Source organism: Achromobacter sp. RW408, from assembly GCF_003184165.1.
In the GTDB taxonomy this organism is placed as follows: Bacteria; Pseudomonadota; Gammaproteobacteria; order Burkholderiales; family Burkholderiaceae_B; genus Achromobacter; species Achromobacter xylosoxidans.
Genome location: NZ_QHHO01000046.1, coordinates 487,022 through 506,236, shown reverse-complemented (window position 1 = coordinate 506,236; position 19,215 = coordinate 487,022). Strand labels below are relative to the sequence as shown.

Sequence of the window (19,215 nt, the reverse complement as noted above, 5' to 3'; positions counted from 1 at the left end):
TGTCCTGTAGGTCAGGCCCGCCGCAGCCCTTGCCGCGGCGGGCCTCCACCCGACCACGAGCCCCGACGCATGAACCGCGCCCTCGCCTGCCATTTCTGCCTATCGACGCTGGCCCAAGGCGCGCCGCTGCTGGAAAGAAATGGCTCGTCCATCTGCAAATCCTGTGTCGACGCCTTCTCGGCCGAATTCGCCGAGCGGGCCTGGGCCATGGCGTCGTCGCTGGACGAGCAGCTCGACGTACTGCTGATCGAAAGCAAACGGGCGCTGGAACAAAGCGCCACCCTGGCCGAACGCGCGCGCGGCTGTGGCCTGAGCCTGGCCGACCTGTCGGCCATGCCGCCCCGCACCCTGTCCTGATCCTTGGGGCCCGCCGACGATTGCGGGCGATCGCTTGACCTCAACCGCGGTTTAGGTTCGATACTCCGGCTTCGCCAATACGGTTGTTCCCGGAGTCCCGCATGTCGTCCCGCATCACCCCCGCCTTGTCCTCGCTCGCCTTCATCAACCCGCCGGGCCTGTACGACCCCCGCCCCAATGGCTACTCGCATGTGGCCGTGGCCGACACGCCCGCCCGGCTGGTGTTCGCGGCCGGCCAGGGTGGCGAAAACAGCCGGGGCGAACTATCCCCTGACTTCCTCGTCCAGGTGCGCCAGGCGCTGGACAACGTGCAGACCGCCCTGCACGCGGCCGGCGCCACCCTGTTCGATGTGGCCAAGCTGACGGTGCTGGTGGTCGACCACACCCAGGAACGCCTGGCGCTGTTCTCCAACGAGATCAAGTCGCGCTGGGGCATCCACCTGGCGCCCGCCTGCACCCTGATCCCGGTGCCGCGGCTGGCGCTCGACGGCATGCTGGTCGAGATCGAGGCGACGGCGCTGCTGCCGCTCTGATCCCCCTGCCTCAGAAAGTGTATTTGGCGGTCAGCAGGAACGACCGCGGCGCGCCGAAATGGTTGTTGTCCTGGGTGCTGCCGATCGCCTGGTAGTAGTACTTGTCGAAGATGTTGTACACGTTCAGGCGCAGATCCAGGTTGCGGCTCGCCTGGTACGACACGACCGTATCGACAATGCCATAGCCCGCCTGCCGCACGTTGTAGCGCGGCAGGCTGATCGGACTTTGCAGGCGGACCGCGCCGCCCACGCGCCATGCGTTCAGCGCGCCGGGCAGCGTGACCATGGTGGACAGCTTGAACAGGTGGCGCGGCGTCTGCGTGTCATAGCGCGTGCCGGCGGGACCGTTCTCCGAATCCTTGAGGTACGTGGACTGGTTGTAGGTGTAGCCGGCCATGACCTGCCAACCCGGCGTCAAGGTGCCGGCCAGTTCCAGCTCCACCCCCCGGCTCCGCACCTCGCCCGCTTGCGAATAGCACGACTGGGTCGGATTCGCGCAGGTGGACTGCAACTGCGTGACCGGCAGGTTGCGCTGGTTGATCTGGAAAATCGCGGCGCTGGCGTTTAGCCTGCCGTCGAAGTATTCGCCCTTGATCCCGGCCTCCAGATTGGTGCCCGTCACCGGATCCAGCAACGCGCCCGTCGCCGTCTGGTAGTTCTGTGGCTGGAAAATCGAGGTCCAGCTGGCATACACCGAGTGGTGGGCGTCCAGGTCGTAGACCAGCCCGGCGTAGGGCGTGATCTCATTGCTCACCTTGTAGCCGGCCGGATCGACGTAGTCGCCGGACTTCAGCGTCATGCGGTATTCATACGAATCGACCCGCGCCCCCAGCATCAGCGTCAGGGGATCAGCCAGGCTGAGCCGGGTGGTGGCGTACGCGCTGGACAAGCGCTGGTGGCCCTTGCGCGACCACGGGTAGGTGAACGCGGGCTTGGGCACCGCGCTGGAATCCCAGTTCATGGGATCGACGATCACGTTGTAATCCGTGGGCCAGCCGCCCGGGCCGTCATCGTCCTTGTTGCGGCGAAAGCTGCCGCCCAGCACCAGTTCGTGGGTGCGGCCCAGCAGCTGGAACGGACCGCTCAGGTAGCCGTCGATGCTGTGCTGCGTCTTGTCGTAGGCGTATTGGCCCGCGCCCTGGCCGAAGTCCTCGGAATCCTCCAGGGGATAGAGATATGTGCCCAGCATGTCCAGCTTCGAGCGCAGCACGCGGGCCGTCACCCGGCCTTTCCAGCCGTTCGCGAAACGGTGGTCCAGCTCGGCGAACAGGCTGGAGTTCTCCTTGTTCCAGTAGGCCCAGTCGGGGGTCAGGCGGGTCGACCGATTGAAGTCATAGAACGAGCCATCACGCCGCGTCGGCAGGCCGTTCCAGTCGGCGCCCGGGTTGTCCTCGCGGTTGTAGTAGCCGCCCACGCTCAGCGTGGTGTTCGCGCCCAGGTCGGCCTCGATCGTGCCGTAGTACAGCTGCCGCTGATGCTCGTACGCCTTCTTGAAGGTGCGCGAATCCTGGTAGGCGACCACGCCACGCGCGCGCACGCTGCCGCTGGCGTTCAGGGGCCCCGACCCATCGACCTCGCCACGGTAGTTGTCCCAGCTGCCCGCGCTGGTCGTCACCGAGAATTGCGGCGTGGAGGTCGGCCGCTTGCGCACCAGATTGATCGTGCCCGACGGATTGCCCACGCCGGTCATCAGCCCGGACGCGCCTCGCAGCACCTCCACGTGGTCATACATCGCCAGGGTGGCGACGCCCTGCGTGTCGTAGTCATAGGCCAGCGGCACGCCATCGGCCAGGAAGGAGCTGATCTCGAACCCGCGCGAGAAGAACTGGGTCCGCTCGCCGCCGCCGATCTGGCGCGTGGTCAGGCCCGTGGTATCGCGCGCCACCTCATCCAATGACTGGAAGCCCCGGTCATCCATCTGCTGCCGCGTCACCACGCTGATCGACTGCGGCGTCTCGCGCTGGGACAACTGGAACTTGGTCGCGGTGCTCATCGAACCGATCGTGTACGCGCCCGAGCCCTCGGTGACCGGCCCCAGCGTGGCGCCTTCGACATTCACCGGCGCCAGCGTGGCAACGCCTGCCGCGCTCCGCCGCAGCGTCAGGGTGCCATCCGCCGCCGTGGACAGCTCCAGACCCGAGTCGGCCAGCGCGCGCCCGGCGGCCTGCCGCAGCGTCAGGTCGCCAGCGACCGCTGGCGCCATCTTGCCGGCCACCAGTTCGGGCGAATACGAGATCACCGCGCCCGCGGTCCGCGCGATCTGGGTCAGCGCGACGTCGAGCGGACCGGCCGCGATGCGATACGACCGGACCTCCTGGGCGACTTGCGCCTGGACCGGGACGGCGCTGGCGAAGGCGAGCGCGGCCAGCGCGCGGGAAGCCGGGGACCTGAAGCAGAACATGGAGCACTCCGTGATTGCGTGAAGACGCGTTCCATGTATGTGCAATGGCATCGCCAAAAAAACACCCGGCGCGGAAAATTTCCTGTGGCGCGGCAAGCGCGCCTCAGGCCTGCCGCGCAGCGACGTCGATCATCACCAGCCAGGCGCCGAAGCGGCGCAGGGTGATCGGCTGCGTGTGGCGCAGGGCCTCGAGGGCGCGCTCGGTATCATCCAGCGGGAACAGGCCGGACACCCGCAGGCGGCTGGCGGCGGCAGACACCCGGATCCAGCCCGGGCGATAGCGCGCCAGCGCGTCGACCACCCGTTGCAGCGGCTCGTCGTGGACCTCGATCCGCCCTTCCTGCCAGGCGGCCGCATGGGTCTGCGCCGCCTGGACCGGGTCGATCCTGTGCGCGTCGAACCACGCGCCCTCCCCCTCGGCCAGCAGGCGCTGCTGGCCGCCCACGCTGACGATCCCGGCCTGTCCGGTCAGCGCCACGCACTGGCTGCGGTCCTCGGCGCATCGCACCAGCACGCTGCCGCTGCGCGGCAGCACCGTGCCTTGCGCGGTCTGGATGCGCAGCGGTGACGCTCCGCCAACCGCGTCGGCGCCGTCGGCCAACCTCACGACGATGGCGCCCGCTTCCAGTCGCACCCGCCGCCGCCCGCCCGAAAAATCGACGCTGGCCGCGGTGCGCGCGTCCAGTTCCATGATGGCGCCATCGGGCAAGGCCACGGTACGGCGCTGTCCGGTGGCGGTCAGGTAGTCCGCCGCCACGTGGGTCAGCGGCAGGAACCGGTCCAGGCAGACGGCGCCGCCGACCAGTCCGCCAGCGGTCAGGAGCAGCTTGTTCAGCCGACGCCGCTGGGCCTCCTGCGGCCGCAGCAAGGAGCGCCGCAACGCGCCGGAAGCGCTCAACAGACGGGGATCGATGGCGTGCAGCGCGCTGCCGAGCGCCGCCTCCAGGTGGTGCCAGGCCGCTTGGTGCGACGGACTGGCGGCCAACCAGGCCTCGAATGCGCGCTGGTCGGCCTCCGTGGCCGCGCCCCCGGACAGACAGAGCCGCCAGGCAATGGCGGCTTCGCGCGCCGCGGCGGCGGGCGTGGCGCTCATGCGTCGAACACCGCGCAGCAGCGCTGCAAGGCCTGGGCGATGTACTTGCGCACCATCGTGGGAGACACATCCAGGCGGCCGGCGATATCGACGTGCGTCATGCCGTCGAGCTGGCTGTAGAGAAACGCCATGCGGGCCTTGGAGGACAGGCCATCGAGCACGGCGTCCAGGGCCTGCAATGCCTGCAAGGTCTGGTAGCGGCTCTCCGCCGAGGGTTCCACCAGTTCGGGCTGGATGCGCAGCATGTCGAGCCAGGCCCGCTCCAGTTCACGCCTGCGCCAGAGCCGCCAGGTGATGCGCCGCGCGATCGTGACCAGCATCGCGCGCGGCTCGTGCAACTGGTGCAGCGCCGGCGCCTGCAGCAGCTGGGTGAAGGTCTCGCTGGCGACGTCCTGCGCATCTTCCCGGTTGCGCAGGCCATCGCGCAAGCGCCGCTCGAGCCACGGATGATCGTCTTTGTAGATGCTGGCGAAGCGGGCGTTTCTGGCCAGATGGGAGTCCACGGCGCACAAAATAGGGAAATAGGAATCGTTATTGATTATGACACGATTCCCCCGCCGGGATGCGATGCTGGCCCTGCCAGAAGAAAACCGCGGCAAGGCCTGCGTCGCAAAAAAAAAACGCCGCTATGAAAGCGGCGTCTTTTCGATGCGGCGGCGCCAGAGGCAATCTGGCCGCCAGGAACAAAGACCTGAACAACCTCGCAGGCACTTGGCTCCAACAAATTTGGGGTGGTGGGCTGAGCGAGACTCGAACTCGCGACCAACGGATTAAAAGTCCGCTGCTCTACCGACTGAGCTATCAGCCCGACCGAAGCCAGAAATTATGGCTGATTTCGCAGACCTTGTCAAAAAATGGAGACGAGGCGCCTCAATGACGCAACATCCGTTCGCGCCCCGCCCAACGCGCCAGTGCACACGTCCCCGCGGTCGCGCCGGTGGGACCATGAAAAATGGCCGTCCCGCGCGCGCCAACGAAAAACGGCCGCTTGCGCGGCCGTTCTGCATCGGAGAGGCGATCCTGGCTTACCAGGCGGCGACCACCGCGCCCTTGAACTTGGTCTCGATGAACTGCTTCACGGCCGGGCTGTGGTAGATGCTCACCAGCTTGGCGAACTCGGGACGGTCCTTGTCCTTTTCACGCACCACCAGCACGTTGGCGTACGGCGAGTTGGGCGATTCCTGGGCGATGGCGTCGGTGGCCGGGTTCAGGCCCGCTTCCAACGCGAAGTTGGTATTCACGGCGGAGGCGTCGGTATCGTCCAGCGAACGCGGCAGCTGGGCGGCGTCCAGTTCGATGAAGCGCAGCTTCTTCGGGTTCTCGATGACGTCGATCGGGGTGGCCTTCAGGCCCGCTTCCGGACGCAGCTTGATCAGGCCATTGGCCTGCAGCAGCAACAGGGCGCGGCCGCCGTTGGTCGGGTCGTTCGGCAGCGCGATGCGGGCGCCGTCCTTCAGCTCGGACAGCGACTTGATCTTCTTACTGTAGATGCCGATCGGGAAGATCACGGTCTTGGCGATGCTGACCAGCTTGTAGCCGCGATCGGCGTTGGCGTTGTCCAGGTACGGCTGGTGCTGGTAGCTGTTCAGATCCAGGTCGCCCGAGGCCAGCGCGACGTTCGGCTGCACGTAGTCGGTGAACTCGATCACCTGGATGTTCAGGCCCTGCTTGGCGGCTTCCTGCTTGACCACGTCGAAGATCTGGGCGTGCGGGCCGGCCGTGACGCCGACCTTCAGCGGCTTGTCCTGGGCCAGCGCGGGCTGGGCGAATACGGCGGCGCCGAGGGCGAACGCGGCCAGCGACTTCAAAACCTTGATGCTCATGTTGCGAATTTCCCGAATGTCGGAAGGAGGAGAAGAATGTTCGGTGTGCTCAACGGTGCGAGATGCGGCGCACGTAGCGATCGCCCAGGCTCTGGATCAGCTGCACCAGCACGATCAGCACGATGACCACGGCGGCCATCACGTCGGACTGGAAGCGCTGGTAGCCGTAGCGGATCGCCAGGTCGCCGAGGCCACCGCCGCCGATGGCGCCCGCCATGGCCGAGTAGCCGATCAGGCTGACCACGGTGACGATGGTGGCGGCGATCAGGCCGGGCAGCGCCTCGGGCAACAGCACCTTCATGATGATCTGCATCGGCGAGGCGCCCATGGCGCGCGCGGCGGTGATCAGGCCCGGATCGACTTCGCGCATGGCGTTCTCGGCGATGCGCGCCATGAACGGGATCGCGGCCACCGACAGCGGCACGATGGCGGCGGTGGTACCGATCGAGGTCTGCGCCACCAGGCGCGTGAACGGGATGATGGCGACCATCAGGATCACGAACGGCACCGAGCGGGTGGCGTTGATGACCGCGCCCAGCGCGTGGTTGACGGCCTGGTTCTCCAGCATGTTGCCGCGCGCGGTGACGGTCAGGATCACGCCCAGCGGAATGCCGACCAGCACCGCGATGGCGCTGGCCACGCCCACCATCAGCAGGGTGTCAAGCAGCGACGTAATAAGCAGGTCGATCAGTTGCGGACTCATGGGCAATTTCTTCAACGGTGATGTCACGGGCGGTCAACGCGGCGATGGCGTCCCTGACCGCGGCGGGCGTGCCTTGGGCCAGCACGAACATCGTGCCGACGGCCACGCCCTGGATGTCTTCGACGCGCGCCTGCACCAGGCCCACGTCCAGCGAATACTGCGTCGACAGGTCGGACAGGAACGAGCCCGACGCGTCGGTGCCGGTCAGCGACAGGCGCAGCAGGCGCACGGCCTGGCCCGGCTTGGCGGCGGCCAGCGTCTCGATGCGCTGCTTGACGGCGGCCAGCGTGGCGTCGGTCAGGTCCGACGCGGTCGCGGCCGACACCATGGCGCGGGTCACTTCGTGGCGCGGCTGCGCGAACACTTCGCGCGTGCTGCCCATCTCGACCACTTCGCCCTGCGACAGCACGGCCACGCGGTCGCAGACCTCGCGCACCACTTCCATCTGGTGCGTGATCATGACCACGGTGACACCGGTCTTGCGATTGATGTCGCGCAGCAGCGCCAGGATGTTGTGCGTGGTCTCGGGGTCGAGCGCGGAGGTGGCTTCGTCGCTGAGCAGCACGTCCGGATTGTTGGCCAGGGCGCGCGCGATGCCGACACGCTGCTTCTGGCCGCCGCTGATCTGGCTGGGATAACGGTCGCGCAGGTGCTCCAGGCCCACCAGCGCCAAGAGGCGCTCGACGCGGGCCGGGATCTCGCTCTTGGCGACGCCGGCGATTTCCAGCGGCAACGCCACGTTGCCATACACCGTGCGGCGCGACAGCAGGTTGAAGCCCTGGAACACCATGCCGATGCGGCGGCGCTGGGCGCGCAACTGCGCCTCACTCAGCCCGGTCAGGGCCTGGCCGCCGATGGCGATGGAACCTTCGTTCGGGCGCTCCAGCAGGTTGATGCACTGGACCAGCGTGCTTTTACCGGCCCCGCTGGGGCCGATGATGCCGAAGACCTCGCCCTGCTGGATATGCAGGTTGATGCCACGCAGCGCCTGGAACTGGCCGTGCGGCGTGGCGTAGGTCTTGGATAGGTTCTCGATCTGAATCATGGCAAGCGATTTTGTATCTTTTCTCTTCTAAAGAGAACGACCGTTTTTTCCATTTTTAATAACTTACAGTAATATAAAAGACGTCCGCGCAAAGACGTAAAGGGCAGTCGGGAAGGAAAGCCTTCCTGACTGCCCTTTTTTTATCGGCGGCCGGCGCGCCGGCCTCGCCTGGCTTCAGCGAGCGCGCGAGATGCGGACTTCCGCGCCGCGGCGCTTGACCTCCAGCCCCTCGGACGGCGAAATGCGCAGGCCTTCCAGCCCCTTGATGTAGCTGGAGCCCTGCATCTGCATGACGCGGATCTTGTTGCGCATGACCACCGGGTTGTGCACCGGCATGCCGAACATCCAGACTTCGTCCAGGATGCGGGCCGAATTGAATTCGCCGGTATGCTGCGCCGCCGGGCCGAGACAGAGCATGTGCCCTTCGCGCCCGAACACCGGGTATTGTCCCGGCTCGCAGTCGATGGTCCAGGTGGTGCCGCCTTCATAGCGATGGCCGGTGTTCAGGTCCCACCACGCTTCGCCCTTGGGCAGATACACCCGCACCTGCTTGCCCGGCGCGGTGATCGGCGCCACCAGCAAGGCCGGCCCCAGCAGGTATTGCAGGTCCCATTCGTGGGCATGCGGATCATTCGGGAACGACAGCGCCATGGAACGCTGCACCGGCAGGCCGGTGCGCGCGGCATCCTCGATGGCGCCCAGCACGTAGGGCACCAGGCGGTAACGCCACTGCATCCAGGTCTTGACGTGGGCCAGGGTCTCGTCACCGAAGTCCCACGGCAGCAGGCCGGCCACGCCCTGGAACGAGAAATTCGCCGAGAACACGCCGGCGGTCAGCCAGCGCAGGTACAACTCGGGCGTCATGTCGGCGGTGCCGCGCCCGCCCGTGCCGATGCCGTGCACCTGGACCGGCAGGCCCGAGGCGCCGATCGACAGCGCGGTACGCAGGGTGTGGCGCAGGCCTTCCCAGGTGTTGTCGACCTGCGGCCCCACCTGCCACGGCAGGCGTTGCGCGGCCGGGAACAGGTCAGTGCTGGGCACCACGCCTTCGGGCGGCACCTTCAGGCCGGCGACGGCGTCGAACAGCGCGCGGCGCACCAGCAGCGGATACATGCTGCGCAGCGCCGGGCCGGTCTCGCCATTGCGGGCGGATACGCCGTCGGGGATGGCGATCTGGGCGTCGCAGGCCGGCGCGTCCAGGCCGTCCTCGACCAGTTGGCGATGGCGCTCGACCCACAGGTTGTAGATGTCGCGATAGGTCAGGTCCAGCAGGCCATAGGGCTGGCCCGAGGTGGCGGCATTGCCGTCGAACACCTGTGCCGAACCGTCTTCGCGCGTCAGCAGCCAGCCACGGTCCTCGAGTTCCTCGAACAGCGGACTGGTCTTGATGACACCCGGGAAACCCGAGGCCGCCACGTGCACGTTGTGCTTGTGGAACAGCGCCAGCATCTGCTTGGCGTCGGGGAAGCGCTGGGCGTCCCATTCGAACACGGTCTTGTCGGCCTGGAAGCCCCAGGCCGCCGGCTGCGCCAGCGTCACGGCGTCGACCGGGATCTGGTTCTCGCGCATGCGGCCCAGCAGCGCCACGGTCTGCGTCGGCATTTCGCCGCTGGCCTGCTGCAGCCAGGCGCCCATGGCCCACAGCACCGGCTGGCCGGCGCGGCCGGTCAGCGCGGTGTACTGGTTCAGGATTTCGGCGGGTTCGCCGGCGAACAGGAACACGTCCAGCACCACGTCGTCGACACTGACGACATAGGCAGAATCGGCCGGCGCCACGCCGACCGAGTGTTCGACCCGGCGCATCGTGTTGACGTACAGGCCCCAGCCGCGCGGACTCCATGCCAGCGGCAGGGCGCGATGCTCGGGGTCGTCGGACACGACGGATTCTTCGCGGCGATTCAGGTCGCCCGGGGTTTCGCCCAGGCCGTAGACGCGTTCGTCCGGCAGCAGGGTGAAACCGGCGGTCCAGGCTGCGGCGTCGGCCTGGTCCAGCGCGTTGTGCCCGAATGCGGGCGTATGCGCGGAAACCTCGGACTCGAACACCCGCTCTTCGTTGCGGTAGAGCGCGAAGCGGACGGGATTGGATTGGATTTCCAGGGCCACGTCGCCCTGGGTGATGCGCCAACCGTCGCCGCCGTCGCGCGGGGCGATGGCGGCCTCGCCCACCGCCTCCTGGCGCGCGAGCAACATCTCGGCCACGGCGCGCGCGCGCGCGCCGGGTTTGTCATCGGTAAGGTGGTTCGCCTCGCCGCAGCGCAGGCGGAACACACCAGGCGCATGCGCCTCGACTACCAGGTGCAACCCATCGCCCGCGTCGAAATCGATGCGACTGGGGCGGGACGTCAGCAGCTCGATGTTGTCGAGCTGGGTAGTATGGGCAAAGTCGAACTTGGGCGGCACAGAGCATCCCCCGGCTTAAGCCAAAAACCATCAAAAGACGCTATTTTGACGGATTTGAGCTTTGAAATAAACTCGGTCCCTCTTTTGGACGGCGATATCATCCAAAAAAGGGGTCACAAAGCCCCGGCGGGCCGGCATCCAGAGCGTTGCCGACGCGCCGCCGAAACGCCTGGTTTGTCCGCAACGCGAACCCATTTGGCGCCAAATCCTGGCATTTGCCACAATTCTACGCTAGCGGACGCAGCGCCCCGCGCCAGCCCGAAGTTTTTTTCAGCGGGGCGCGATCAGGCCAGCCAGATCCGTTTCAAGAGGTGACGGCTCGCCGCAGAGGCGGGCCGCGATCAGGTCGCCCATCAGCGCCGACCACGACAGGCCGCGCGAGGCATAGCCGACGGCCAGCCACAGGCCTGGCGCATGCGGCAATTCGCCCACCGCCGGCAGGCGCCCCGGCAACACCGCGCGCCACCCCGCCCAGCCCGGCAGGCTGCCCGGCGCCAGGGCATGGAAGGCGGCAAAACCTTCGCCGAGCAGGCCGGCCGCCTTGTCCAAGGTAACGCGCTGGCCCTCGGCGCCGATGCGCGCCTCGCTGGCGCCATGCACGTAGGTGCTGCCCGCCACGCAGCCGCGACCGGTGTCCGGCAGCAGATAGCCTTCGCCTCCCACCACGCAACGCGGGCCGCCGCCCAGCGCGGCCGCCGGCACCAGCGTGACTTCACCCGCCAGCGCATGCATCTGCGCCACCCGCGGCAAGGGCGCCAGCAGATTGCTGGCGGCCAGCACCTGTTGCGCGCCAAAAGCGTTGGCGAGGATCACATGATCGGCCCGCGCCAGCGTCGCCCCCGCCGCATCCAGCGCGCGCCAGCCGTCGGCGCCGCGCTCCACCCGGGCCACACTGCCCGGCACCGCCCGCACGCCCGGCGTTGCCAGCAAGGCCGGAATCAATTCGCTGGGCTGCACCAACATGCCCTGCCCAAAAAACACGCCGCCGCGCGCCAGCGGCAGGCCCGCCAGCGCGCTGGCTTCGTCGCGGCTCACCGCGCGCGCCCAGTCGGCGGGGAAGGCCAGGGTTGCCAGGGTGTCCGCCAATGCCGCCGCGCGGCCCGCATCACGCTCGAGCTGGACCGTGCCGCAGACCCGCGGCGCCGCGCCACCCGGCAGGCCGGCCCAACGCGCCAGGGCGCGGCCGCTGCCGGCGCGCGACAATCGCGCGCGGGCATTGTCGTCACGCGCCAGCACCGGCGTCAGCGCCGCCGCCACATGGCCGGCATGGGCCGGCACGCCCCGCGCCAGGCCGGCGTCCAGCACGGTCACGCCCCAGCCACGCAGGGCCAGCGCTTGCGCGATGCCCGCGCCGGCCAATCCGCCGCCCACCACCAGCGCATGCCGGGCGTTTTCGCCGACCGCGGCCGGCGCGGCGTCCGCGCCCGCAGTCGCCGTGCCCGCCGTCATGTGCCATTTGCCGCCGTAGCCCGGCGCGCGCCGCACCGCGAAACCCGCCTCCTGCAAGGCCCGCCGCAGCTCTCCCGTGCAGGCCCAGGTGGCGACCGTGGCGTCCGGCGCAGCCAGCCGCGCCAGGTCCTTGAGCAAGGGCGCTTCCCACATGCGCGGGTTGCGCTCGGGCGCAAAGCCGTCCAGGAAATACGCGTCCACGCGCGCCGACAGGCGCGGTGCCAGCGCCTGCGCGTCGCCGAACCCGAGCGTCAGCGTCACCGCGCCCCCCTCGAATTCGAGCCGGTGCAGCCCGGGCAGCAAGGGCGGCCATTGCGCCGCCAGCTGCGCCGCCAGCGGCGCCAGGGCCTCGGGCGCATGCCGCGCCAGCAGCGCCGCCAGGTCTTCACGACCGAAAGGATGCGCCTCCAGCGATACGACGTGCAGGCGATGCGCGCGTTGCGGGTCGTCGCGCCACGCGCGCCACAGCGCCAGGAAGTTCAGGCCCAGGCCAAAGCCGGTTTCGCACACCGTGAACGCATCGCGCCCGCGCCATCGCTCCGGCAGGCCGTTGCCGCGCAGGAATACATGCTCGGCCTGCCCCAGGGCGCCGGACGGCGAATGGTAGACATCGCCATACGCGGGACTGTAGAGCCGGCCCTGCTCGTCGAATCCGGCAACGGCGGGGGTCAGGGGCACATAGGACGAGGACATGGGACGGCGGCTCAAGTAAAAATCGGGAATATCGGCAAGGCGGGATTATCTGACGACGTGGCCGCGTGCGTTGGATGCGCACCACGCGCGGCGCGGCTTTTGCCCCGCCGCAACGGTCCTGACGCATACCTGGGCTTACACTGGTTTCATGGAAACCTACGACACGCCCCGCTCGCTGACCTCGCCCATCGACCTGTGCGCGGCACTGGACGCCGCGGTCACAGCGGCCCATGCCGGCGCGGCCATCCTGCAATCCTACGCGCACCACCGCGCCGACCTCGTGATCGATCGCAAGGCGCGCAACGATCTCGTCTCGCAAGCCGATCGCGAGGCCGAGGCGGCCATCATCGACGAACTGCGGGCGCGCACGCCCCGGTTCGGCATCGTCGCCGAGGAAACCGGCGGCCAGGCGCAGGGCGCCGCCACCTGGTACATCGACCCGCTCGACGGCACCACCAACTTCCTGCACGACATTCCCCACTACGCGGTCTCGATTGCCCTGATCGCGCACGCCGGCACCGCCATCTCGGCCAATGAACGCCTGGCGCAGGACATGCCGGTGGCCGGCGTGGTCTACGATCCCAGCCGCGAGGAACTCTTCACCGCGGTGTATGGCCTGGGCGCCTGGCTCAATGGCCGCCGCATCAGCTGCTCGCGCACCCGCACGATCGAAGACTCGGTGCTGGCCACGGGCTTCCCTTTCCGCGATTTCTCCTTCGCCAGCCAGTACATGCCCATGCTGCACGACGCCATCAACCGCGCCCGCGGCGTGCGGCGCATGGGCGCGGCGGCGCTCGACCTGGCCTGGACCGCCTGCGGCCGCTACGACGGCTATTGGGAAATGGGCCTGGCGCCGTGGGACGTGGCCGCCGGCACCCTGATCGTGCGCGAGGCGGGCGGCGCCTGCAGCGATATGCACCAGCGGGATTCCTGGCCCATCGGCGGACGCGTCGTGGCCGGCAACCCTGACATCGAACGCGCCCTGCACGCGATGATCGCCCCGCACCTGGACCCGCCGGACTGACGCCCGGCAGCCCACAGGGTCAAGCCGCCTGGCCCTGTCCGGCAGCGGCTTCGGCATCCGGACGCAACTCGCGCCGCAGGATCTTGCCGACATTGCTCTTGGGCAGCTCGTCACGGAACTCCACGAAGCGCGGCCGCTTGTAGCCGGTCAGCTTGTCCTTGCACCACTGCTGCACCTGGGCCTCGGTCAGCGCGGGATCCTTCTTCACCACGAACACCTTGACCGCCTCGCCCGAGTGCTCGTCCGGCACGCCGATGGCCGCGCATTCGAGCACGCCGGGCATCTGCGACACCGCCGCCTCCACCTCGTTCGGATAGACCTTGAAGCCCGACACGGTGATCATGTCCTTCTTGCGATCGACGATGCGCGTGTAGCCCTTGTCGTCCATGATGCCGATATCGCCGGTGCGGAAATAGCCGTCCGCCGTCATGACATGACGGGTCTCTTCGGGCTTCTGCCAGTAGCCGGCCATGACCTGCGGCCCGCGGATGCAGACTTCGCCGCGCTCGCCCAGCGGCACCTCGTTGCCCGCATCGTCCAGGATGGCGACATAGGTGGACGGCAACGGCAGGCCGATGGAACCCGAATACGCCGTGGCATCGCAGGGATTGACCGTGGCCACCGGCGAGGTTTCCGACAGGCCATAGCCTTCGATCAGGGGCCGCCCGGTGATCTTCAGCCAGCGTTCGGCCACCGCCTGCTGCACCGCCATGCCGCCCCCCAGCGCCAGGCGCAATCCCGAAAAATCCAGCCTGGCGAAATCCTCGTTGTGCACCAGCGCGTTGAACAGCGTATTGACGCCGGGGAACACGTTGATGGGCGTGTTGCGCCAGGCGTTGATCAGCGACGGCTGGTCGCGCGGATTGATGATGAGCACGTTGCGCATGCCCGCGTACATGCCATACAGGCCGCAGACCGTCATGGCGAACACGTGGTAAAGCGGCAGCGCGCTCAGCACGGTGATCTGCCGATCCGCCATGTCGCGCAGCGCCGGCGCCGCCACCGCCTCCATCTGCTTCACGTTGGCGGTCAGGTTGCGATGCGTCAGCATGGCGCCCTTGGGCACCCCGGTGGTGCCGCCGGTATATTGCAGCACCGCCAGGTCGTCCATCGAGATGGTCGGCGCGGTGAACGGCAGGCCGGCTCCCTTGGCCAGCACTTTCGGCAGCGTCAGCGCGCCATCGATCCGCCAGGGCGGCACCATCTTCTTGATGTAGCGCGCCGCCAGGTTCACCAGCGGCGCCTTCAGCCCGCCCAGCAGATCGCCCGGTCCGGTCACCACGATGTGCCTGAGCTGGCCGCGGTCGGCCACGCTCTGCAGCGTGTGGGCGAAATTCTCGAGAATGACGATGACCGCCGCGCCGCTGTCGAGCAACTGCCGCTGCAATTCGTCGGCCGTGTACAGCGGGTTGACGTTGACCACCGCATGACCGGTGCGCAAGGTGCCCAGCAGGGCCACCAGGTAGGCCGGCACGTTGGGCATCATCAGCGCGACCCGCGACCCCTTCGGCAGCCCCAGGCCCTGCAACCAGCCTGCGAATCCGCGGGCGTGCGCATCCAGCTGCGCATAGGTGATGTCGCTGCCCATGGCGGTGCAGGCGACGCGTCCCGCGTACTGCTTGCAGGCCCGGTCCAGCAGGTCGGTCAGCGATGCATAGCCGTCGATGGAGATGTCGGCGGGAACCCCTTGCGGGTAATGGGCAAGCCACGGGCGAGTCATGGTGTTTGTCTCCATTAAATTGGTTTTTGAATGATGATAACCTTGTTGCGTTCCCAAATTCCGCCTGGTTCTTCCCATGAAACTGCTCGATCCCATCGTTGCCTGGCGCGACGATATCTCCCAGATCCGGCGCGACATCCACGCGCATCCCGAATTGGCGTTCGAGGAATTCCGCACCGCCGACGTGGTGGCGGCCAAGCTCGAGGAATGGGGCATTGAAATCCATCGCGGCCTCGGCGGCACCGGCGTGGTCGGCATCATCCGCGGCGACCGTCCCGGCGAGCGCGCCGTCGGCCTGCGCGCCGACATGGACGCCCTGCCCATGCAGGAAGCCAACACCTTCGCCCACGCCAGCAAGCACGCCGGCAAGATGCACGCCTGCGGCCACGACGGCCACACCGCCATGCTGCTGGCCGCCGCGCGCTACCTGGCGCAGCACCGCGACTTCGCCGGCACGGTCTACGTCATCTTCCAACCCGCCGAGGAAGGCGGCGGCGGCGCCAAGCGCATGATCGACGACGGCCTGTTCACGCGCTTCCCCATGGAAGCGGTGTTCGGCATGCACAACTGGCCCGGCATGGCGCCCGGCCAGTTCGGCGTGACCGCCGGCCCCATCATGGCTTCCAGCAACGAGTTCTCCATCGTCATCAAGGGCAAGGGCACCCACGCCGGCATGCCCAACCTGGGCATCGACCCGGTCATGGCGGCGGTGCAGCTGGCGCAATCGCTGCAGACCATCATCACGCGCAACCGCAACCCGCTCGACGCGGCGGTGCTGAGCATCACGCAGATCCACGCCGGCAGCGCCGACAACGTGGTGCCCAACCACGCCGAACTGCGCGGCACGGTGCGCACCTTCACGCTGGAGGTGCTGGACCTGATCGAACGCCGTATGGAAGAGATCGCGCGCCACACCTGCGCGGCGATGGACTGCGAAGTGGAATTCACCTTCCAGCGCAACTACCCGCCCACCATCAACCATCCGGAAGAAGCGGCTTTCTGTGCCGAAGTCATGCGCGACATCGTCGGCGACGACAAGGTCAACGACCACGTGCAGCCCACCATGGGCGCCGAGGACTTCGCCTTCATGCTGCAGGAATTGCCGGGCTGCTACGTCTGGATCGGCAACGGCGTTGGCGATCACCGCGCCGCCGGCCATGGCCTGGGCCCGTGCATGCTGCACAACGGCAGCTATGACTTCAACGACGAACTGCTGCCGCTGGGCGGCACCTACTGGGTACAGCTGGCGCTCAAGCGCCTGGCCAAGGCCTGACGCGGCGCCGGGAAAGGCGCCTGCCTCACGAAGAAGGCAACGGCTTCCCCGCGCTAGATGACTCCCTGCCCCGCCCGCACTGCCTGGCACATCGCCAGGAAGCGCTGGGCGGCGCGCGCGGCCGCGTCGGCATGCGGCACCAGGATGCTCAAGGTGCGCGTCAATGGCCGCGGCAACAGCCGCAGCGCCGCCAGCGCGCCATCCTCGTGCCGCATCGACATGGCCGACACGAACCCCACGCCGAGGCCGGCGCGCACGGCCTGCTTCACGCCTTCCACCCCGGCCAGCTCCAAGCCGACCGAGGGCGCCAGGCCGGCATCGGTGAAAGCGCGCTCGACCAGCCGCCGCACGCCCGAACCGGGTTCGCGCATCACCAGCGGCGAAGCCGCCAGATCCCGCAGCGTGACCGCGCCCTTGCCCGCCAGGGCATGGTCGGCGCGCACGATGGCCACCACCTCGTCCTGCCGCCAGGCATGCACGGCGGTCTCGGCCGGCAGGCCCGCGGGCACGTCGCCTTCGATGAAGGCCAGGTCCAGCGCCGGCAGGCGTTCGACGATTTCCCGGGTATTGCCATCGGACAGGTGCAGGCTGACGGCCGGAAAGGCATGGCGGAAATCGGCCACCAGGCCTGGCAGCAGGTAGCTGGCCGGCGTGGTACTGGCCCCCAACCGCAGCACGCCGGTTTCCAGGCCGCGCCACGATTCGCGCACGGCCTGCGCCTGGCGGTACACCTGGCGCAGCTGGCGCGCCTGCTCGGCCAGGCGCTCGCCTGCCTCGGTCAAGGCGATGCCGTGGCCGCTGCGGCGATACAGCGGTTCGCCGAACCATTCCTGCAAGGCCCGCAACTGGCCCGAAACCGCCGGCTGCGACAGATGCAGCTGCTGGGCGGCGCGGCTGATATTGCCGGCGTCGGCCACGGTGGCGAAGGTGAGCAATTGATCGGGAGTCATGAGTTCCTGGCGAGCCGGCGGCCATGGCGGCATTGATATCAGAATTCTTGATATTTCATATCAAAAATAAAAATTTTCCAAATAACAGCGCCGAAATTAATATTTCGCCTAGTTATTTAGATATGCAGAAAGGCCCGCCATGAGCACCGCCACCACGACCGCCCCGCCACCCGCCGCCGCGCCTGCCGCAACTCCCGGCGCGTCGGCCGCCACCGCCACGCCCTGGCGCGACAAGCTCAACGGCGTCCTGTTCGTCGGCCTCATGTCGGCCGCGGTCATGCAGCTGGCGGACTTCCCCGCCATCCGCCAGCTGGGCTTTTCGCCGCTGGTGGTCGGCATCGTCTGCGGCATGCTGTACGGCAACTTCCTGCGCGGCACCATGCCGGTCGACTGGGGCGTGGGCGTCAACTTCACCGCGCGCCGCCTGCTGCGCATCGCGGTGGCCTTCTACGGCCTGAACATCAGCATCCAGCAGATCGCCGCCGTCGGCCTGCCCGGCCTGGCGGTGTCGGTGGCGGTGGTGGTGGGCACGCTGCTGCTGGGCACCTGGGTCGGCCAGCGCATGCTGGGACTGGACCGCGACACCGCCATGCTGACCGCCGCCGGCAGCGCCATCTGCGGCGCGGCCGCCGTGCTGGCCTTCGAGCCGACCCTGCGCGCGCAGCCGCACAAGAGCGCCGTGGCGGTGGCCACCGTGGTGCTGTTCGGCACGCTGTCGATGTTCCTGTATCCGGTGCTTTACCACGCGGGCTGGCTGCCTTTCGACACCCAGGCGCTGGGCATCTACATCGGCGGCACCATCCACGAAGTGGCGCAGGTGGTCGGCGCGGCCAGCAACATCGACCCCGCCACCACGGAAGTGGCCACCATCGTCAAGATGACCCGCGTCGCCCTGCTGGTGCCGGTGCTGCTGATCCTCGGCCTGTACCTGCGCAGCGCCGCCAGCCACGCCGGCGGCAACGCCAAGGGCGCCAAGCTGCCGATCCCCTGGTTCGCGGTCGGCTTCCTGGTCCTGGCCATCGTCAACTCGCTCAACATCATCCCGGCCGACGTCGTCGCCGCCATCCGCCGCCTGGACGTCTTCGCCCTGACCATGGCCATGACGGCGCTGGGCATCGAGACCCGCTTCGCCAACATCCGCAAGGCCGGTCCGCGCGTGATGGCGCTGGGCCTGATCCTGTACGCCTGGCTGCTGGTCGGCGGCTACGGCATCGTCAAGCTTGCGTCCTGATCCGCGCCGGCTTCGATAAAGCGCCTCGGCGGGGCGCCGGCCCGCGCCGGCGCCCCGTTTTTCCTGCATAATCGGCTGGTTGCCTTGCATTGGAGCCGGCCGCATGACCTCCAGCACCAAAACTCCCTTCACGACCTTGCCCGCCAATCGCGACGCCGTATTGCGCGTCATGCCGATGCCGGCGGATGCCAACATCCACGGGGACGTTTTCGGCGGCTGGATCATGTCCCAGGTCGACATCGCCGGGTCCATCCCCGCCGCCCGCCGCGCGGCGGGCCGCGTGGCCACCGTCGCCGTCAACGCCTTCCAGTTCAAGCAGCCCGTGTTCGTGGGCGACCTGCTCAGTTTCTACGCGTCCATCGTCAAGACCGGCAAGACCTCCATCACCGTGTCGGTCGAGGTCTACGCGGAACGCCAGCGCCTGGACGCCGAAGTCGTCAAGGTCACCGAGGCCACGCTGACCTACGTCGCCACCGACGAAGCGCGGCGCAGCCGCCCTCTTCCCATTCTTTGAGTCGTA

At 68.1% G+C, this 19,215-nt stretch carries 16 protein-coding genes and 1 tRNA gene; 6 read left to right on the top strand and 11 right to left on the bottom strand.

The window, feature by feature from the left end; genetic code table 11:
• The first annotated feature begins 69 nt into the window (after positions 1-69).
• Both DK459_RS12435 and DK459_RS12430 read left to right on the top strand, forming a co-directional pair.
• A complete protein-coding gene (locus tag DK459_RS12435) occupies positions 70-357 on the top strand; it encodes a hypothetical protein (RefSeq protein WP_006388818.1) in 288 nt (95 codons plus the stop codon).
• 101 nt (positions 358-458) lie between these two features.
• On the top strand, positions 459-890 hold the full coding sequence (locus DK459_RS12430) for a RidA family protein (protein WP_006388817.1): 432 nt from the start codon (positions 459-461) through the stop codon (positions 888-890).
• Between the two features lie 10 nt (positions 891-900).
• Here DK459_RS12430 and DK459_RS12425 read toward each other — a convergent pair whose 3' ends face one another.
• The 9 genes from DK459_RS12425 to mnmD all read right to left on the bottom strand — a co-directional run bounded on the left by DK459_RS12425 (position 901) and on the right by mnmD (position 12,497).
• The gene (locus DK459_RS12425) at positions 901-3,291 is read right to left on the bottom strand and encodes a TonB-dependent receptor (protein WP_104413885.1); all 2,391 of its coding nucleotides are present in this window, start codon (positions 3,289-3,291) and stop codon (positions 901-903) included.
• 103 nt (positions 3,292-3,394) lie between these two features.
• Positions 3,395-4,384: a DUF4880 domain-containing protein gene (locus DK459_RS12420; protein ID WP_110134781.1), complete on the bottom strand. Its 990-nt coding sequence runs from the start codon at positions 4,382-4,384 to the stop codon at positions 3,395-3,397.
• Positions 4,381-4,887, bottom strand: a complete 507-nt coding sequence (locus tag DK459_RS12415; RefSeq protein WP_006388814.1) for a sigma-70 family RNA polymerase sigma factor — start codon at positions 4,885-4,887, stop codon at positions 4,381-4,383. The genes DK459_RS12420 and DK459_RS12415 overlap by 4 nt, the downstream gene beginning before the upstream one ends.
• Before the next feature lie 229 nt (positions 4,888-5,116).
• Positions 5,117-5,192: transfer RNA gene (locus DK459_RS12410), tRNA-Lys, on the bottom strand.
• 217 nt (positions 5,193-5,409) lie between these two features.
• The gene (locus DK459_RS12405; protein WP_006388813.1) at positions 5,410-6,207 is read right to left on the bottom strand and encodes a MetQ/NlpA family ABC transporter substrate-binding protein; all 798 of its coding nucleotides are present in this window, start codon (positions 6,205-6,207) and stop codon (positions 5,410-5,412) included.
• Positions 6,208-6,256: 49 nt separating this feature from the next.
• Positions 6,257-6,910: a methionine ABC transporter permease gene (locus tag DK459_RS12400; protein WP_006388812.1), complete on the bottom strand. Its 654-nt coding sequence runs from the start codon at positions 6,908-6,910 to the stop codon at positions 6,257-6,259.
• Positions 6,867-7,955 carry a methionine ABC transporter ATP-binding protein gene (locus DK459_RS12395; RefSeq protein WP_006388811.1) on the bottom strand — a complete coding sequence of 363 codons (1,089 nt, stop codon included), beginning with the start codon at positions 7,953-7,955 and terminating at the stop codon, positions 6,867-6,869. The genes DK459_RS12400 and DK459_RS12395 overlap by 44 nt, the downstream gene beginning before the upstream one ends.
• Positions 7,956-8,129: 174 nt before the next feature.
• Positions 8,130-10,355: a glycoside hydrolase family 31 protein gene (locus DK459_RS12390; RefSeq protein ID WP_024067760.1), complete on the bottom strand. Its 2,226-nt coding sequence runs from the start codon at positions 10,353-10,355 to the stop codon at positions 8,130-8,132.
• Between the two features lie 270 nt (positions 10,356-10,625).
• Complete coding sequence (gene mnmD, locus DK459_RS12385; RefSeq protein ID WP_054444387.1) at positions 10,626-12,497, bottom strand: tRNA (5-methylaminomethyl-2-thiouridine)(34)-methyltransferase MnmD; 1,872 nt, start codon at positions 12,495-12,497, stop codon at positions 10,626-10,628.
• 148 nt (positions 12,498-12,645) lie between these two features.
• Here mnmD and DK459_RS12380 point away from each other — a divergent pair, with 148 nt between their 5' ends.
• Positions 12,646-13,521, top strand: a complete 876-nt coding sequence (locus DK459_RS12380) for an inositol monophosphatase family protein (protein WP_054499951.1) — start codon at positions 12,646-12,648, stop codon at positions 13,519-13,521.
• Positions 13,522-13,540: 19 nt separating this feature from the next.
• On the opposite strand, the gene DK459_RS12375 is transcribed toward DK459_RS12380, so the two are convergent.
• A complete protein-coding gene (locus tag DK459_RS12375; protein WP_054499952.1) occupies positions 13,541-15,241 on the bottom strand; it encodes an AMP-binding protein in 1,701 nt (566 codons plus the stop codon).
• A gap of 76 nt (positions 15,242-15,317) precedes the next feature.
• Here DK459_RS12375 and DK459_RS12370 point away from each other — a divergent pair, with 76 nt between their 5' ends.
• Positions 15,318-16,514: a M20 aminoacylase family protein gene (locus DK459_RS12370; RefSeq protein ID WP_006388805.1), complete on the top strand. Its 1,197-nt coding sequence runs from the start codon at positions 15,318-15,320 to the stop codon at positions 16,512-16,514.
• 53 nt (positions 16,515-16,567) lie between these two features.
• On the opposite strand, the gene DK459_RS12365 is transcribed toward DK459_RS12370, so the two are convergent.
• Positions 16,568-17,464 carry a LysR family transcriptional regulator gene (locus DK459_RS12365; protein WP_058666121.1) on the bottom strand — a complete coding sequence of 299 codons (897 nt, stop codon included), beginning with the start codon at positions 17,462-17,464 and terminating at the stop codon, positions 16,568-16,570.
• A 139-nt stretch (positions 17,465-17,603) separates the two neighbouring features.
• Here DK459_RS12365 and DK459_RS12360 point away from each other — a divergent pair, with 139 nt between their 5' ends.
• Complete coding sequence (locus DK459_RS12360) at positions 17,604-18,695, top strand: YeiH family protein (protein WP_024067755.1); 1,092 nt, start codon at positions 17,604-17,606, stop codon at positions 18,693-18,695.
• 103 nt (positions 18,696-18,798) lie between these two features.
• A complete protein-coding gene (locus tag DK459_RS12355; RefSeq protein WP_006388802.1) occupies positions 18,799-19,209 on the top strand; it encodes an acyl-CoA thioesterase in 411 nt (136 codons plus the stop codon).
• The last annotated feature ends 6 nt before the right edge of the window (positions 19,210-19,215 follow it).

Coding starts and splice junctions, on each gene's coding strand:
- DK459_RS12380 (WP_054499951.1), top strand. CDS start 12,646: ATGGAAACCTACGACACGCCCCGCTCGCTGACCTCGCCCATCGACCTG.
- DK459_RS12365 (WP_058666121.1), bottom strand. CDS start 17,464: ATGACTCCCGATCAATTGCTCACCTTCGCCACCGTGGCCGACGCCGGC.
- DK459_RS12360 (WP_024067755.1), top strand. CDS start 17,604: ATGAGCACCGCCACCACGACCGCCCCGCCACCCGCCGCCGCGCCTGCC.
- mnmD (WP_054444387.1), bottom strand. CDS start 12,497: ATGTCCTCGTCCTATGTGCCCCTGACCCCCGCCGTTGCCGGATTCGAC.
- DK459_RS12420 (WP_110134781.1), bottom strand. CDS start 4,384: ATGAGCGCCACGCCCGCCGCCGCGGCGCGCGAAGCCGCCATTGCCTGG.
- DK459_RS12400 (WP_006388812.1), bottom strand. CDS start 6,910: ATGAGTCCGCAACTGATCGACCTGCTTATTACGTCGCTGCTTGACACC.
- DK459_RS12355 (WP_006388802.1), top strand. CDS start 18,799: ATGACCTCCAGCACCAAAACTCCCTTCACGACCTTGCCCGCCAATCGC.
- DK459_RS12375 (WP_054499952.1), bottom strand. CDS start 15,241: ATGACTCGCCCGTGGCTTGCCCATTACCCGCAAGGGGTTCCCGCCGAC.
- DK459_RS12435 (WP_006388818.1), top strand. CDS start 70: ATGAACCGCGCCCTCGCCTGCCATTTCTGCCTATCGACGCTGGCCCAA.
- DK459_RS12370 (WP_006388805.1), top strand. CDS start 15,318: ATGAAACTGCTCGATCCCATCGTTGCCTGGCGCGACGATATCTCCCAG.
- DK459_RS12395 (WP_006388811.1), bottom strand. CDS start 7,955: ATGATTCAGATCGAGAACCTATCCAAGACCTACGCCACGCCGCACGGC.
- DK459_RS12425 (WP_104413885.1), bottom strand. CDS start 3,291: ATGTTCTGCTTCAGGTCCCCGGCTTCCCGCGCGCTGGCCGCGCTCGCC.
- DK459_RS12430 (WP_006388817.1), top strand. CDS start 459: ATGTCGTCCCGCATCACCCCCGCCTTGTCCTCGCTCGCCTTCATCAAC.
- DK459_RS12405 (WP_006388813.1), bottom strand. CDS start 6,207: ATGAGCATCAAGGTTTTGAAGTCGCTGGCCGCGTTCGCCCTCGGCGCC.